We start from the raw sequence: 13,885 nt of genomic DNA, 5'->3' as shown, positions 1-13,885 counted from the left end.
GGCCACGCTGGCCGCATCGGTACCGGCGGCGGTGACGAACTTGAAGCCGTCCGGCGCGACGATCGGCAGGGTGCTCACGTCGAACGCGCCGGAACCGCCGGTGTTGGCGATGGCGGTGGCGAAACGCACGCGGTCGCCAGCGTCGATGTCGGTGATGTTGCCGTCGATGCCGGTGATGGACGTCAGTGGGCTGCCAGCCGAGAACGGAACATCATTGCTGGTGCCCGGCACGCCCCAGGTGCCGGTGGTGCCGCTGATCGCGCCATTGCCGGTCTTGGAGACGATGCCGTGAATGATCGTCAGGTTCGGCTCGTTGAGCTGGATCTGGTCGATGGCCTGGTGGGTGATGGCGTTGTGCGGGGTGTCGTTCTCGGTGGCCTGGACCTGGGCCGTGAGGTACAGCGCATCGGCGAAGGGGTCGTCGGCCACGATGGCCGAGAACAGGATGACCACCTTGGTTTCGGCATTGACGTCGTCCTCGCGGCTGCCGAGGTTGAACTTCAAGCCGTTGGTGGTGGGATCGACGTCCAGGCTGGGAGTGTCCGGCCAGTCAGCGGTGCCATGGTTGGTGACGTCCGTACCGACGAGCTTCCATGCCCCTGCGGCCGGAGAAGTGTTGGCGGTGCTCGCGTCGTACGTCCAGGTGCCGGGGGTGACGATGTTGTCGTCCCAGTCCCAGACCTTGAACACCGGCAGCGGCAGGTAGGCGTCAAGCTTGAGGTTCTCGAAGTCGCCGGTGGCCAAGTCGTATTCCAGCCGATAGGTGACCGTGTCGCCGGGCTTGATGCCCTGCCCCGGCGTGTAGTTCACGCCGTTGATCTGGTGGACTACCAGCCGCACGCCGCCGCTGACGACGGGCACCGAGGTGCCGGTGTCGTCGGTGACGGCGCCGCCCTCCGCACCCCCGGTCTGGACGACCTCGCCGGAGATGGTGGCCTGGCTGGTCAGCACGTCGCCGTGGTTGAGCTGGGGGTCGCCGGGGGTGACCGGCGAAGTGAACTCGTTCTGTACGGTGGTCTGGTAGGTGATGACGCCGTAGGTGCCGCCCAGGTCGTTGTCGTCGAACTTGCCGCCTTCCAGGATGCCCGCGAAACCGCTGGGCAGCGCCGCCGAGATGTCGAACACCCGCCGGGTGTCGTCGCCAGCCACGGTGGAATCCGTGGGCGTGATAGCGACATCGGTCAGGATGGCGACACCCTGGTGGTAGATCATCAGCTTGGGCGTGCCGGTGACGACCTGCCCGTCGGATACGGTGTCAGTGATGACGATATCCTTGAAGCTGAAGTAGTCGGAGATTTGGAAGTCGAGCGTGTAGTTCAGCGTGTCGCCGGGGCGCGTGGTGGTCTTGTTCACGCTCTTTTGGACGGCGATCGACTGGATTGCGTGCTGGACCTCGATGTCCGCTGGGTCGAAGCTGACGACCTGGTCGTCATCGCGCGGGTCCTTCGGGTCCCAGTTACCGCTGCTGCTGACCTGGAACTGCGCGGTGCTCTCCGCGCCACTGACGGGGCTGAGCACGGCGCTGCCGCCCGCGCGGTCTTCCGGAATCCAGTATTCGACCGTGACGGTGTGGGTGCCTTCGCCCAGGGTGGAAAAGCGCTGGGTGAGCGTGGCGCCCGCGGCGGGCGCCGTGGTGCTGGGCGCGGCGCCCTGGGTCACGCCGCCGGTGACGCTCTTGAACACCACGTTGTCGGGCAGCGCGACCACCACGTCGTAGTCGGTCAGCGTCTGCCCCGGTGCCCCGGTGCCCCGGTGCCACGGTGATGGTGGTGGTGAAGCTGCGCGGGAAGTTGGGGCCGGTGGCGGTTTCGCCTTCGGGTCCGTTATAGACGTAGGTCTGCTCGACGACGACGGGAGTGACGCTGGCGTTGATTGCGGCGCCGATGGCGCTAGGGTCGTCGCTGGCTAGCGCGGTGTCGCCGTAGCGGAAGCCGGCCCGCGCCTTCAGGGCGAGGGCCGTGCCCACGTCGGCCAGGTCGGAGATGTGGGCGGTGACGGACAGGCTGGCCGCCGGCTGGCCCGTGGTGTAGCTGCCGAAGGGCAGTTCGATGACCACCACCTGGTCGTACTGCTGGCCGGTGAGCTTGGCCGCGCTGCCGTCGGCCAGCCGGGCGTAGGGGTGGTCCTGGGTGTTGCTGCCGTCCAGAGTGATGACCTGGTAGTTGACCGCCTGCTCCAGGTAGGTGATGGCGCCCGACGATGCAATCGTGATGCCGTCGCGCTGCGCGGGGTCGGCCGTGTTGCCGTCGGCGCCGCGGGGCAGGTACAGGTCGATGTAGGGGCCGTAGCCGGCGGCGCTGCCGGTGTTGCGGAACTCCAGGTTGAAGGTGAAGTCGGTGCCGAGCAGATGGTCGTTACCGCTGGGCAGGTTGGCGAATGCGACGGTGGGCGCGGCATCCGCCAGCAATTCCCCATATCCCGCCAGCGCCGCCGCGCTGAAGGGCATGCCAGCCTCGATGCTGGCGGTACGGGCTTCCAGTTCCCAATCTCCACCTTTGTCCGCCGCTCCCGTGGCATCAGTGGAGGCGGCGATGTCGGTGCCGGTGAGGACGGCCAGTTGGGTGATTAATGCCTCGCCGGCGTCCCCGGCGCCGATGTCGCAGCCGTAGAGGAGGATGTCGGCATCGGCGCTCAGGTGATCGGCCCAGCCCTGGAGCTGGGCGGTGTGGCTGGCGAGGGTGCTGTCGTTCACTTGGTCGCTGCCCAGGCTGAAGGCGCCGGGGGTGCCGTGGCTGAGGATGTGCACGGCTTCGACGTCGTTCTGCTCGGCGAGGGCTGCGCCGATGGCTTCCAGGCCGGATTCGTCATTGTCGATGACGCGAACCATGACGTTGGCGGGCAGGTCGGCGAGCAGGCTTTGGTGATCGGCAACCCGGGCGTCGATGACCAGCAGGACGGTGGCAACCTGGGCGCTGGCGGGCGTGCTGCTTTGGTCGATGGCCGGTTGGGTGTCCTGTTGGGCTGGCTGCTCGGCGTGGTGGTCGTCCATTTGTTTTGCCTGGTCTGCCGCAGCATCGGCCGCCGCGCCGTCGAAGAGCAGGCGGGGTTCGAGGGCGAAGGTGTTGGAGCGGGAATGAAAAGGCGAACGATATCGGGCCATGGCGGGCATCTATCCAGGTAACGAGACGGAGGCTGAGGGCGGAGCGCTGGGTGGAGCTGAGTGATCGGAAGCGCGGAATAGCTATCTATATATCCAGGTAAATTTTTTGAACTTTTCTGCTTAAAAACGGTATCGGAATTTTTGCTTTGGCCGCGTGATATGTTTCACGCTTCCCGGAATTTTGATGGCTAATTGCTATGTTTTGTTGAGCGAGGTCTATATTTGGGCGAAATAGAGCCCGCTGCCATAGACGATATCTGGAGCGAGTGTTTGCCTCTACCGGACGCTACACTAGAGCGATGAATTCCAATCTGGATTGAACGGGAGTAATGCGATGTTCGTGCTGGATGGGCAGCTTGCGCGGGAGACGATAGCCATCGGGGACTTCCCGTTGTGCCGTCTGTTGTTGATGAACGATGCCAACTATCCCTGGTTTGTGCTGGTGCCACGCCGGGAGGATGTCAGCGAGCCGTTTCAGTTGAGCGTCGAAGATCAGCGAATCTTCTGGCAGGAAACGACGCAACTGGCCGAAAAGCTCAAGGATGTCTTTGCGGCTGACAAGATGAACGTGGCGGCGCTGGGCAATGTGGTCAGTCAGCTGCATATGCATGTGATCGTTCGCCAGCATGGCGATGCCGCCTGGCCGGCTCCGGTGTGGGGCAAGCAGCCGGCCATTCCGTATCTGGCCGAGCAAGTCGCTGCCATTCGGGAAAAGCTCGCCTTGGTGCTTGCCGAGGATTTTTGTTTTGGAGAGGGCGATGCAGCAGGAGCATGAGGCTCGTCTCGTCGAGCTGGAGACGCGCCTGGCTTTCCAGGATGACACTATTCAGCTGTTGAGTGATCTGTTGATCGAGCAACGCAATCTGCTCGACCGCTTGCAGGCGCGGTTGGATCGGCTCGCCGCCAGCCAGGAAGAGCTGCTGGGGCGACTGGATCTCGATGATGATGCACCTCCGCCGCATTATTGAGCAGCAGGCGCGAGCATGACGACGTGCCGAGTGTTGCCGGTTGGCCTGATAAGCGATTCGTCAGCCGGAGTCAGGTGAAGCCTGCTGTGCGCGGGCTTGATTAACCATATATAATTTCTGGCTTTGCTGCGGGTGAAATGCCTGTGGCCGGGTCCGTTTTCGGTGGAGTAAGCCGATGCCTATTTATGAGTATCAGTGCGCCAGTTGTGGTCATCAGTTGGAGGCCATTCAGAAATTCAGCGATGCCCCTTTGGTTGATTGTCCAAGCTGCAAGTCTGCGCAATTGAAGAAGATGCTTTCCGTTCCCGGCTTCCGTCTCAAGGGCGGTGGCTGGTACGAGACCGATTTCAAGACGGGCACCAAAAAGAACCTTGCCAGTGGCGATAATGCGCCGGCCTGCGCCAGCGGCGGCTGCGGCGGTGCTTGCGCAGCCGACAAGTAAGCCGCTTCACCAGAACCCCAGAATCGAGAGAAGAACCACCACTATGATGCGCAGCCACTATTGCGGCCAACTCAATGAAAGCCTGGACGGGCAGGAAATCACCCTTTGCGGCTGGGTTCACCGTCGCCGCGATCACGGCGGGGTGATATTCCTCGATATCCGTGACCGGGAAGGGCTGGCCCAGGTGGTGTTCGATCCGGATCGCGCCGATACCTTCGCCAAGGCTGACCGCGTACGCAGCGAATATGTGGTCAAGGTCACGGGCAAGGTGCGACTGCGTCCGGCCGGCGCGGTGAACCCGAATATGGCGTCCGGCGCCATCGAGGTGCTCGGCTACGAGCTCGAGGTGTTGAACCAGGCGGAAACCCCGCCGTTCCCGCTGGACGAATATTCGGATGTCGGTGAGGAAACTCGCCTGCGTTATCGCTTCATCGACCTGCGCCGGCCGGAAATGGCTGCCAAGCTGAAGCTGCGCTCGAGCATTACCAGCAGCATTCGCCGCTATCTCGACGATAACGGCTTCCTGGATGTGGAAACCCCGATCCTGACCCGCGCTACTCCTGAAGGCGCGCGCGACTATCTGGTGCCGAGCCGTACCCATGCCGGCAGTTTCTTTGCGCTGCCGCAATCGCCGCAATTATTCAAGCAGTTGCTGATGGTGGCGGGTTTCGACCGCTACTATCAGATTGCCAAGTGCTTCCGCGACGAGGATCTGCGCGCCGACCGCCAGCCGGAATTTACCCAGATCGACATCGAGACCAGCTTCCTCGATGAGCACGACATCATGGGCATCACCGAGAACATGATCCGCAAGTTGTTCAAGGAAGTGCTCGATCTGGAATTCGGCGAATTCCCGCATATGTCGTTCGAAGAAGCCATGCGGCGCTATGGTTCGGACAAGCCCGACCTGCGCATTCCGCTGGAGCTGGTGGATGTGGCCGATCAGCTCAAGGCGGTCGAATTCAAGGTGTTCAGCGGTCCGGCCAATGATGCGAAAGGCCGTGTCACTGCCTTGCGCGTACCCGGTGCGGCGAGCATGCCGCGCAGCCAGATCGACGAGTACACCAAGTTTGTCGGTAACTACGGCGCCAAGGGGCTGGCCTACATCAAGGTCAACGAGCGGGCCAAGGGCGTGGAAGGGTTGCAGTCGCCCATCGTCAAGTTCATTCCCGAAGCCAACCTGAATACGATTCTTGACCGGGTCGGCGCAGTCGATGGCGATATCGTGTTCTTCGGTGCGGACAAGGCGAAGATCGTCGCCGATGCACTGGGTGCCTTGCGTATCCGTCTTGGTCATGATCTCAAGCTGCTGACGTGCGAGTGGGCACCGTTGTGGGTGGTGGATTTCCCGATGTTCGAGGAAAACGACGATGGTAGTCTTTCCGCGCTGCACCATCCGTTCACTTCGCCCAAGTGCTTGCCGCAGGAGCTGGAAGCCAATCCGGCTTCGGCCTTGTCGCGGGCCTACGATATGGTGCTCAACGGTACCGAGCTGGGTGGCGGCTCCATCCGTATCCACGACAAAGGCATGCAGGAGGCGGTTTTCCGTGTGCTGGGGATTTCCGAGCAAGAGCAGCAGGAGAAATTCGGCTTCCTGCTGGATGCGTTGAAATATGGTGCACCGCCGCATGGTGGCCTGGCTTTCGGCCTGGATCGACTGGTGATGCTGATGACCGGCGCCCAGTCCATTCGTGAAGTCATCGCCTTCCCGAAAACCCAGAGTGCCGCCTGCGTCATGACCCAGGCACCGGGCGCTGTGGATGCCAAGGCGCTGCGTGAGCTGCACATTCGTCTGCGCGAGCAGCCCAAGGCCGAGTGATAACCTGCTGCGTCTGGCCATGCCGGGCTGGAAAACGGTTCGAAAGGCTCATTTGCCCATGGCAAATTGTACTTTCTCCGCTTTCCGCCTTGCCTGACCTAGGCTCGCGACGGTTTTCTCCTTCGACTTTAATTGCTGAACCTGATTTGAAAGAAACGGAGTGAGTTATGGCTGGTCATTCCAAGTGGGCCAACATCAAGCATCGCAAGGAGCGTCAGGACGCCAAGCGCGGCAAGATCTTCACCAAGCTGATTCGCGAGCTGACTGTGGCCGCCAGGCACGGCGGCGGCAATCCGGCGGACAATCCGCGCCTGCGTCTGGCGGTGGACAAGGCGCTGACGGCCAATATGACCCGCGACACCATCGACCGGGCCATCGCCCGGGGCGCCGGTTCCAACGATGCGGATAATATGGAGGAGCTGACCTATGAAGGTTACGCACCCAGCGGCGTGGCGATCATCGTCGAGGCCATGACCGACAACCGCAATCGCACGGCAGCCGATGTGCGCCACGCTTTCAGCAAATGCGGCGGGAACCTGGGCACTGATGGTTCGGTGGCGTATTTGTTCGAGCGCAAGGGACAAATCAGTTTCGCACCGGGTGTCGATGAGGATGCCTTGATGGACGCGGCACTGGAAGCTGGAGCGGACGATGTCGTCACCAACGACGATGGCTCAATCGACGTGTTTACCAGTTTCACCGACTTCATCGCGGTCAATGAGGCGTTGAATGCTGCCGGTTTCAAGGGTGAAGAGGCGGAAATCGCCATGATTCCTTCAACTACTGCGACGCTGGATCTGGAAACCGCGCAGAAGGTGCTCAAGCTCATCGATATGCTGGAGGATCTGGACGACGTCCAGAACGTCTACTCCAACGCGGATATTCCGGACGATGTCATGGAGCAATTGGGCTGAACGCTTATCGGCTTTCAGCCTCTGGCCCCGGACGATTCGTTGAAAGCAGGAAGCCAGAGTCTGGGCGAACCGGCTGCGGAAGCTGTCCATGACGCTGATTCTTGGTATCGATCCCGGTTCCCGGGTGACTGGTTACGGTGTCATCCGGGACACGGGGCGTGGCTGTGAGTATGTTGCTTCCGGCTGCATCCGTACCGGCAGTGGCGAACTGCAGGCGCGTCTGCAGGCAGTCTATCGCGGCGTTTGTGAAGTGATCAGGCTACATGGGCCGGTTACGATGGGCATCGAGCAGGTGTTCATGGCGCGCAATCCCGATTCCGCCCTGAAGCTCGGCCAGGCACGGGGTGCAGCGATCGTGGCGGCGGCGGAACAGGATCTGGCGATTGCCGAATACACGGCCACCCAGGTCAAGAAGGCCATTGTCGGTAGCGGTAGTGCTGACAAGCAGCAGGTCCGGCTGATGGTCATGCACCTGCTCAATCTGATCCAGAAACCACAGCTCGATGCTTCCGATGCACTGGCTATCGCGTTATGCCATGCGCATCACCGGCAAAGTTTGATACCACATGGCTTGCTTGGCGCACGGCGTCGCAGTGGGCGTCTGCGTCTTTGATTAGTGATGACCGTGGCCATGTTTTCGGGCAAGGCCCTGGGCCTTTATCCGCAACCGGCATGACGATGCTGTACGACAGGGAGAAAGCGGGACTGTGATCGGACGTTTACGTGGCACCCTGGCGGAAAAGCAGCCGCCTCATCTGGTCCTTGACGTCGGTGGTATCGGCTACGAGGTGGAAGTTCCCATGACCACGCTGTATCGATTGCCTGGTTTGGGCGAGACTCTGACTTTGCATACGCATCTGGTGGTGCGTGAAGATGCCCATCTGCTTTATGGCTTTGCCGAAAAGCGTGAGCGCGAGCTGTTTCGCGAGCTGATCCGGCTCAATGGCGTCGGTCCGAAACTGGCACTGGCGTTGATGTCCGGCCTGGAGGTGGATGAGCTGGTGCGCTGCGTACAGGCGCAGGATACAGCGATGCTGGTCAAGATTCCCGGGGTCGGCAAAAAGACTGCCGAGCGCCTGCTGGTCGAACTCAAGGATCGTTTCAAAGCCTGGGAAAGCATGCCATCCATCGCGCCGCTGGTAGTCGAAGCCGGGCCGGGTGTGGCAGTCTCGACTGCCGAAAGCGATGCGGTAAGCGCACTGGTGGCCCTCGGCTTCAAGCCACAGGAGGCCAGCCGTGCAGTAGGCGCAATCCAGGAGTCTGATTTGAGTAGTGAAGAGCTGATTCGCCGTGCCTTGAAAGGAATGGTCTAGTGATCGAAGCTGATCGATTGGTCACGGCTTCCGGGCAGGACCGGGAAGAGCAACTGGACCGCGCCATTCGCCCGTTGTCTTTGGCCGATTACATCGGTCAGCCGACGGTGCGCGAGCAGATGGACCTGTTCATTCGTGCCGCCAGAGGACGTGGCGAAGCTTTGGATCATACGTTGATCTTTGGCCCGCCGGGGTTGGGTAAAACGACTCTGGCCAACATCGTAGCCCAGGAAATGGGGGTGTCGATCAAGAGCACTTCCGGCCCGGTGCTGGAGCGTCCGGGTGATCTCGCTGCCTTGCTGACCAATCTGGAGGCAGGTGATGTGCTGTTCATCGACGAGATTCATCGGCTGTCGCCAGTAGTGGAAGAAGTGTTGTATCCGGCAATGGAGGATTTCCAGCTGGATATCATGATTGGCGAAGGGCCGGCAGCCCGCTCGATCAAGCTGGATCTGCCGCCGTTCACGCTGGTCGGTGCCACCACCCGCGCCGGGATGCTGACCAACCCGCTGCGTGACCGCTTCGGGATCGTCCAGCGCCTGGAGTTCTACAATAACGCGGATCTCTCGACCATCGTCGCTCGTTCGGCTTCGATCCTCGGCTTGCCCATGGAGTCGGAGGGTGCCTTCGAGATTGCCCGACGTGCCCGTGGTACACCACGGATCGCCAACCGCTTGCTGCGGCGGGTCCGGGATTTCGCCGAGGTGAAAGGCAACGGTGAGATCACGTGCAAAATTGCGGATCTTGCGCTGAATATGCTGGATGTCGATGAGCGCGGCTTCGATCACCAGGACCGTCGTCTGTTGTTGACGCTGATCGAGAAATTCGATGGCGGCCCGGTAGGGCTGGATAACCTGGCGGCAGCCATCGGAGAAGAGCGCCATACCATCGAGGATGTCTTGGAACCCTATCTGATCCAGCAGGGCTATATCATGCGCACGCCAAGAGGCCGCATGGTAACCCGGCATGCCTATCTCCATTTCGGCTTGAATCTGCCAGGGCGACTGAGCGATTCACCCACTGCCGACCCCTCTGGCCCGGAGCCGGATTGAAAATATTCCTCCTGCCCTGATTGGCAATCTCACAGTCGAGCTCTAGAGTATGCCCGCGCCGAATGAAGCCCAGCCGTTTTTCTACCGCTGCCGTGTCTATTACGAAGATACTGATGCAGGTGGCATCGTTTACTACGTCAACTATCTCAAGTTCATGGAAAGAGCTCGCACCGAACGATTGCGCAGTCTGGGCTTTGCCCAGTCGCAACTGGCTATCGATGATTCGTTGTTCGTCGTGCGCACCAGTGAGGCGCGCTATCATGCGCCCGCCAGGCTGGATGACGAGTTGCTGGTAAGTGCTGCAGTCAGCGAGATGAAACGCGCCAGCCTGACTTTCTACCAGGAAGTACGGCATGCCACAGACGGCAAGCTGCTCTGCGAAGGCCACTTCCAGATCGCATGCGTGGGCACCCAGAGTTTGAAACCCCGAGCCATCCCCGACGCGCTGAGAGACGCCTTGGTTGGTTCGGGTTTATCCACAGCAGGAGAGTAAGTGTGGAAGCCAACGTCGATCACATGTCCATGTGGAGTTTGATCAGCAACGCCAGCCTTGTCGTACAGTTGGTGATGCTCATTCTGGTTGCCGCTTCGGTGACCTCGTGGGTTCTGATTTTCCAGCACGGCAATATGCTGCGTGCCGCCAAGCGTTCGCTGGATGCATTCGAGGAGCGTTTCTGGTCCGGTATCGATTTATCCAAGCTGTATCGCCAGATTGGTACTACGCCTGATCCCGATTCGGGGCTGGAACAGATTTTTCGCGCCGGTTTCAAGGAGTTTTCGCGCCTGCGCCAACAACCGGGTGTGAATCCCGATGCGATCATGGATGGCGTCAATCGTGCTATGCGTGTCGCCATTGCGCGTGAAGAGGAAAAACTCGAGCACGGCTTGCCGTTCCTTGCCACGGTCGGCTCGACCAGCCCTTATGTCGGTCTCTTCGGCACTGTATGGGGAATCATGAATTCCTTCCGAGGCCTGGGTCAGGTCCAGCAGGCAACCCTGGCAACGGTCGCACCCGGTATCGCCGAGGCGCTGATCGCCACCGCCATCGGCCTGTTCGCTGCCATTCCGGCAGTCGTCGCCTACAACCGTTTTGCCGCTCGCGGCGAGATGCTGATCGGCCGCTATTACACCTTCGCCGATGAATTCCAGGCGATTCTGCATCGCAAGGTCCACAGCTCGGACGATTGAGGTTTAACTCATGGCCAGAATCCGCAACAGACGTAAACCCGTCGCCGAGATGAACGTGGTGCCCTACATCGATGTGATGATGGTGCTGCTGGTCATCTTCATGGTGGCGGCACCCATGCTCAATCAGGGCGTCAAGGTTGATCTGCCGAAAGTCAGCAGCGAAGCTTTGCCGCAGGATAACAACGCTCAGGTTCTGACCATCTCGATCAAGGCTGACAAGACCTACTACTGGAACATGGGGAGCGAGGTGGATACCGATACGGCCCAGGATACGGCGCTGACGCTCAATGAAATGGTCAGCGAGGTGACGGCGATCATGAACCAGAACCGTAGTTTGGGTAAGCAGGTTCAGGTCTTCGTGCGAGGCGACAAGGCTGTGGACTATGGTGCGGTCATGGCGGTCATGGGCGGTTTGCAGCAAGCCAGTGTCGGTAATGTCGGGCTGATTACCGAGGCGCCATGATGCAGCAGCGTGAGCATTCCTCTGCGGAAAGCTATTTCTGGCCGACCCTGCTGGCGCTCGCCCTGCATGTCGTTATCTTCGGCATGCTCTTTGTCAGCTTCTCCAAGGCTCCCGAATTGCCACCGGCGAAACCGGTTGTGCAGGCCACGCTTTATCAACTGAAATCGCAAAGCCCGGCCACCACCCAGACCAACCAGAAAATCGCTGGAGAAGCAAAAAAGACCGCTGCTCGCCAGTATGAAATCGAGCAGATGGAGCAGAAAAAAATCGAGCAGCAGCGCCAGGCTGCGGCAGCCAGGGCGGCGGAACAAAAGAAAGCCGAGGATGCTCGAAAAGCGGATCAGGCGCAGAAGGCTGCCGAGGCCCAGAAGCAGGCTGAGGTTCGCAAGGCCGCTGCCGATGAGGCGCAAAAAGCTGCCGATGCACAAAAAGCTGCTGCCACCCAGAAGGCCGCCGAGGCTCAAAAACAGGCTGAAGCCCAGAAACAGAAAGAGGCGGCGGCAGCCAAGGCGAAGGCAGAAGCCGATGCCCAGAAAAAAGTAGTAGAACAGGCTGAAATAGCGAAGAAGCGTGCTGTACAGGAGGCAGCCAAGAAAGAAGCAGCAGAAGAGGCTGCGCAGAAAAAAGCCGCCGAGGAAACGGCGAAGAAGAAAGCGGCTGACGAAGCGGCCAGGAAAAAAGCAGAGGCAGAAGAGGCAGCCAAGGAAGCTGCCAAAAAGAAAGCGACTGACGAGGCCGCTAGGAAGAAAGCTGCCGCAGAGGAGGCTGCGAAGAAGAAGGAGGCTACAGAAGCTGCCAATAAAAAAGCCGCTGAAGACGCTGCGAAAAAGAAAGCTGCCGACGAGGCCGCCAAGAAGAAGGCTGCTGGTGAAGAGGCCAGGAAGAAAGCAGCGGCAGATGCTGCACGCAAGGCGCAGGAGGACAAAAAGGCCCAGGCTTTGGCCGAATTGCTGGGTAGCGATGTACAGCGCCAGCAGGCGTCCGCCGATAACCGGGGCGACCAGGTAACGGGAAGCTACGACGATCTGATCCGGCGCTATGTCTCCGAAGCCTGGAGCCGTCCGCCCTCGGCGCGCAACGGCATGAGCGTGACAGTACAGATCAGCATGCTGCCGGATGGCACCATTACCAATGCCAATGTGATGAAATCCAGCGGTGACAAGATGTTCGACAATTCTGCGGTCAGTGCAGTGCGCAACGTGGGCCGTATCACTGAAATGCAGGGATTGAAGGCAAATGAATTCAATCCCTACCGTTCGTTCAAGATGACATTCACGCCTGAGGATCTGGATTTGTGATCAACATGCTTCGAGGGTTGCTTGTGGTTCTTTGCTGTGTCGCCGGTATTGCCGTGGCCCAGGAGAAGAATATTCTGATTACCAGCGGTTCCAATCGCGCCATCCCCATTGCTGTGGTTCCATTCGGTTGGCAGGGGGGGACTCCGTTGCCCGAGGAAATTGCCACGATCATTGGCAATGATCTGCGCAACTCCGGATTGTATGAGCCGCTACCGGCGCAGAATATGATCGGTCGTCCGTCCCAGGCAGCCGATGTTGTCTACCGTGACTGGCAGGCCCTGGGTGCGCAATACGTGCTGGTCGGCAACATCGCACCCGCCGGTGGTCGCTTGCAGGTGCAGTTCGCGTTGCTCAATGTGGCGACCCAGCAGCAGGTCACCAGTGGTAGCGTGGGAGGCAGCCCGGATCAGTTGCGGGACATGGCGCACCATATTTCTGACCAGGCGTTCGAGAAACTCACCGGTATCCGTGGCGCTTTCTCCACCAAGTTGCTGTATGTGATTGCCGAACGCCTGGGAGGCAATAACACACGCTATACCTTGCAGCGTTCCGATTACGATGGCGCCCGCTCTGTGACGCTGTTGCAATCGCGCGAGCCTATCCTGTCACCCAGCTACGCGCCCGATGGTCGCCGCATAGCCTACGTATCGTTCGAGCAGAAACGGCCACGTATCTTCATCCAGCATATCGATACCGGTCGCCGCGAGCAGGTTACCAATTTCGAAGGATTGAATGGCGCACCGGCCTGGTCTCCCGATGGTAGTCGCCTGGCTTTCGTGCTATCGCGTGACGGTAACCCAGAGATCTACGTGATGGACCTGGCCAGCAAGCAGATTCGCCGTGTGACCAATAGCATGTCGATCGATACCGAACCCTTCTGGGGCAAGGATGGGCAGACGATCTACTTCACTTCGGATCGTGCTGGCAAGCCGCAGATCTACAAGATGAATATTGGTAGCGGGACTGCGGAACGGGTTACTTTTACCGGTAATTACAATGCCAATCCAAAGCTTTCCGCCGATGAAAAGACCCTGGTGATGATCCATCGCCAGGAGGGCTATGCTGTCTTCAGAGTTGCAGCGCAGGACCTGCAGCGCGGTAACTTGCGCATTCTTTCCGAGACCAGCCTCGACGAGTCTCCCACTGTTGCGCCTAATGGCATTATGCTAATCTACGCCACCCGTCAGCAGGGGCGGGGAGTCCTGATGCTCGTGTCCACCAATGGGCGCGTGAGGGTTCCTCTTCCGACTGTCCAAGGCGAGATCCGTGAGCCTTCCTGGTCCCCTTTCCCGAACTGAAACGGCTATAAGAAAGCACTTAACGCAATG

At 60.1% G+C, this 13,885-nt stretch carries 14 protein-coding genes; 13 read left to right on the top strand and 1 reads right to left on the bottom strand.

All coding sequences use genetic code 11. The annotated features are described in order from the left end of the window. Nucleotides 1–1,456: 1,456 nt before the first annotated feature. On the bottom strand, nucleotides 1,457–3,100 hold the full coding sequence (locus FHR87_RS03040) for a DUF4347 domain-containing protein (protein WP_183165250.1): 1,644 nt from the start codon (nucleotides 3,098–3,100) through the stop codon (nucleotides 1,457–1,459). 334 nt (nucleotides 3,101–3,434) lie between these two features. On the opposite strand from FHR87_RS03040, the gene FHR87_RS03035 reads away from it, so the two are divergent. From FHR87_RS03035 to tolB, 13 genes are all read left to right on the top strand, one after another. Next, the gene (locus FHR87_RS03035; RefSeq protein WP_183165249.1) at nucleotides 3,435–3,875 is read left to right on the top strand and encodes an HIT domain-containing protein; all 441 of its coding nucleotides are present in this window, start codon (nucleotides 3,435–3,437) and stop codon (nucleotides 3,873–3,875) included. Then, nucleotides 3,859–4,068: a SlyX family protein gene (locus tag FHR87_RS03030; protein ID WP_183165248.1), complete on the top strand. Its 210-nt coding sequence runs from the start codon at nucleotides 3,859–3,861 to the stop codon at nucleotides 4,066–4,068. The genes FHR87_RS03035 and FHR87_RS03030 overlap by 17 nt, the downstream gene beginning before the upstream one ends. Nucleotides 4,069–4,243: 175 nt before the next feature. After that, nucleotides 4,244–4,510 (top strand): FmdB family zinc ribbon protein, encoded by a 267-nt coding sequence (locus tag FHR87_RS03025; RefSeq protein ID WP_183165247.1) that lies wholly within the window; start codon nucleotides 4,244–4,246, stop codon nucleotides 4,508–4,510. A gap of 43 nt (nucleotides 4,511–4,553) precedes the next feature. Further along, nucleotides 4,554–6,329 carry an aspartate--tRNA ligase gene (gene aspS / locus FHR87_RS03020; RefSeq protein WP_183165246.1) on the top strand — a complete coding sequence of 592 codons (1,776 nt, stop codon included), beginning with the start codon at nucleotides 4,554–4,556 and terminating at the stop codon, nucleotides 6,327–6,329. 167 nt (nucleotides 6,330–6,496) lie between these two features. Next, nucleotides 6,497–7,243, top strand: a complete 747-nt coding sequence (locus tag FHR87_RS03015; RefSeq protein WP_183165245.1) for a YebC/PmpR family DNA-binding transcriptional regulator — start codon at nucleotides 6,497–6,499, stop codon at nucleotides 7,241–7,243. Nucleotides 7,244–7,331: 88 nt separating this feature from the next. Beyond that, on the top strand, nucleotides 7,332–7,856 hold the full coding sequence (gene ruvC, locus FHR87_RS03010; protein ID WP_183165244.1) for a crossover junction endodeoxyribonuclease RuvC: 525 nt from the start codon (nucleotides 7,332–7,334) through the stop codon (nucleotides 7,854–7,856). A gap of 94 nt (nucleotides 7,857–7,950) precedes the next feature. Beyond that, on the top strand, nucleotides 7,951–8,556 hold the full coding sequence (ruvA, locus tag FHR87_RS03005) for a Holliday junction branch migration protein RuvA (protein ID WP_183165243.1): 606 nt from the start codon (nucleotides 7,951–7,953) through the stop codon (nucleotides 8,554–8,556). Next, nucleotides 8,556–9,608, top strand: coding sequence for a Holliday junction branch migration DNA helicase RuvB (gene ruvB, locus FHR87_RS03000; protein WP_183165242.1), 1,053 nt, complete (start codon nucleotides 8,556–8,558; stop codon nucleotides 9,606–9,608). The genes ruvA and ruvB overlap by 1 nt, the downstream gene beginning before the upstream one ends. A 49-nt stretch (nucleotides 9,609–9,657) precedes the next feature. Next, complete coding sequence (gene ybgC / locus FHR87_RS02995; RefSeq protein ID WP_183165241.1) at nucleotides 9,658–10,101, top strand: tol-pal system-associated acyl-CoA thioesterase; 444 nt, start codon at nucleotides 9,658–9,660, stop codon at nucleotides 10,099–10,101. A 2-nt stretch (nucleotides 10,102–10,103) separates the two neighbouring features. Next, nucleotides 10,104–10,796 carry a protein TolQ gene (tolQ, locus tag FHR87_RS02990; RefSeq protein ID WP_183165240.1) on the top strand — a complete coding sequence of 231 codons (693 nt, stop codon included), beginning with the start codon at nucleotides 10,104–10,106 and terminating at the stop codon, nucleotides 10,794–10,796. A gap of 10 nt (nucleotides 10,797–10,806) precedes the next feature. After that, nucleotides 10,807–11,259, top strand: a complete 453-nt coding sequence (gene tolR / locus FHR87_RS02985; protein WP_183165239.1) for a protein TolR — start codon at nucleotides 10,807–10,809, stop codon at nucleotides 11,257–11,259. After that, on the top strand, nucleotides 11,256–12,557 hold the full coding sequence (gene tolA / locus FHR87_RS02980) for a cell envelope integrity protein TolA (protein ID WP_183165238.1): 1,302 nt from the start codon (nucleotides 11,256–11,258) through the stop codon (nucleotides 12,555–12,557). Before tolR ends, tolA begins: the two co-directional genes overlap by 4 nt. Next, nucleotides 12,554–13,855, top strand: coding sequence for a Tol-Pal system beta propeller repeat protein TolB (gene tolB / locus FHR87_RS02975; RefSeq protein WP_183165237.1), 1,302 nt, complete (start codon nucleotides 12,554–12,556; stop codon nucleotides 13,853–13,855). Before tolA ends, tolB begins: the two co-directional genes overlap by 4 nt. Nucleotides 13,856–13,885: the final 30 nt, after the last annotated feature.

The sequence above is a fragment of the Azomonas macrocytogenes genome, assembly GCF_014191985.1.
In the GTDB taxonomy this organism is placed as follows: domain Bacteria; phylum Pseudomonadota; class Gammaproteobacteria; order Pseudomonadales; family Pseudomonadaceae; genus Azomonas; species Azomonas macrocytogenes.
Note: the sequence above shows the minus strand (reverse complement) of the source record. Positions and strands in the feature narration are given on the sequence as shown.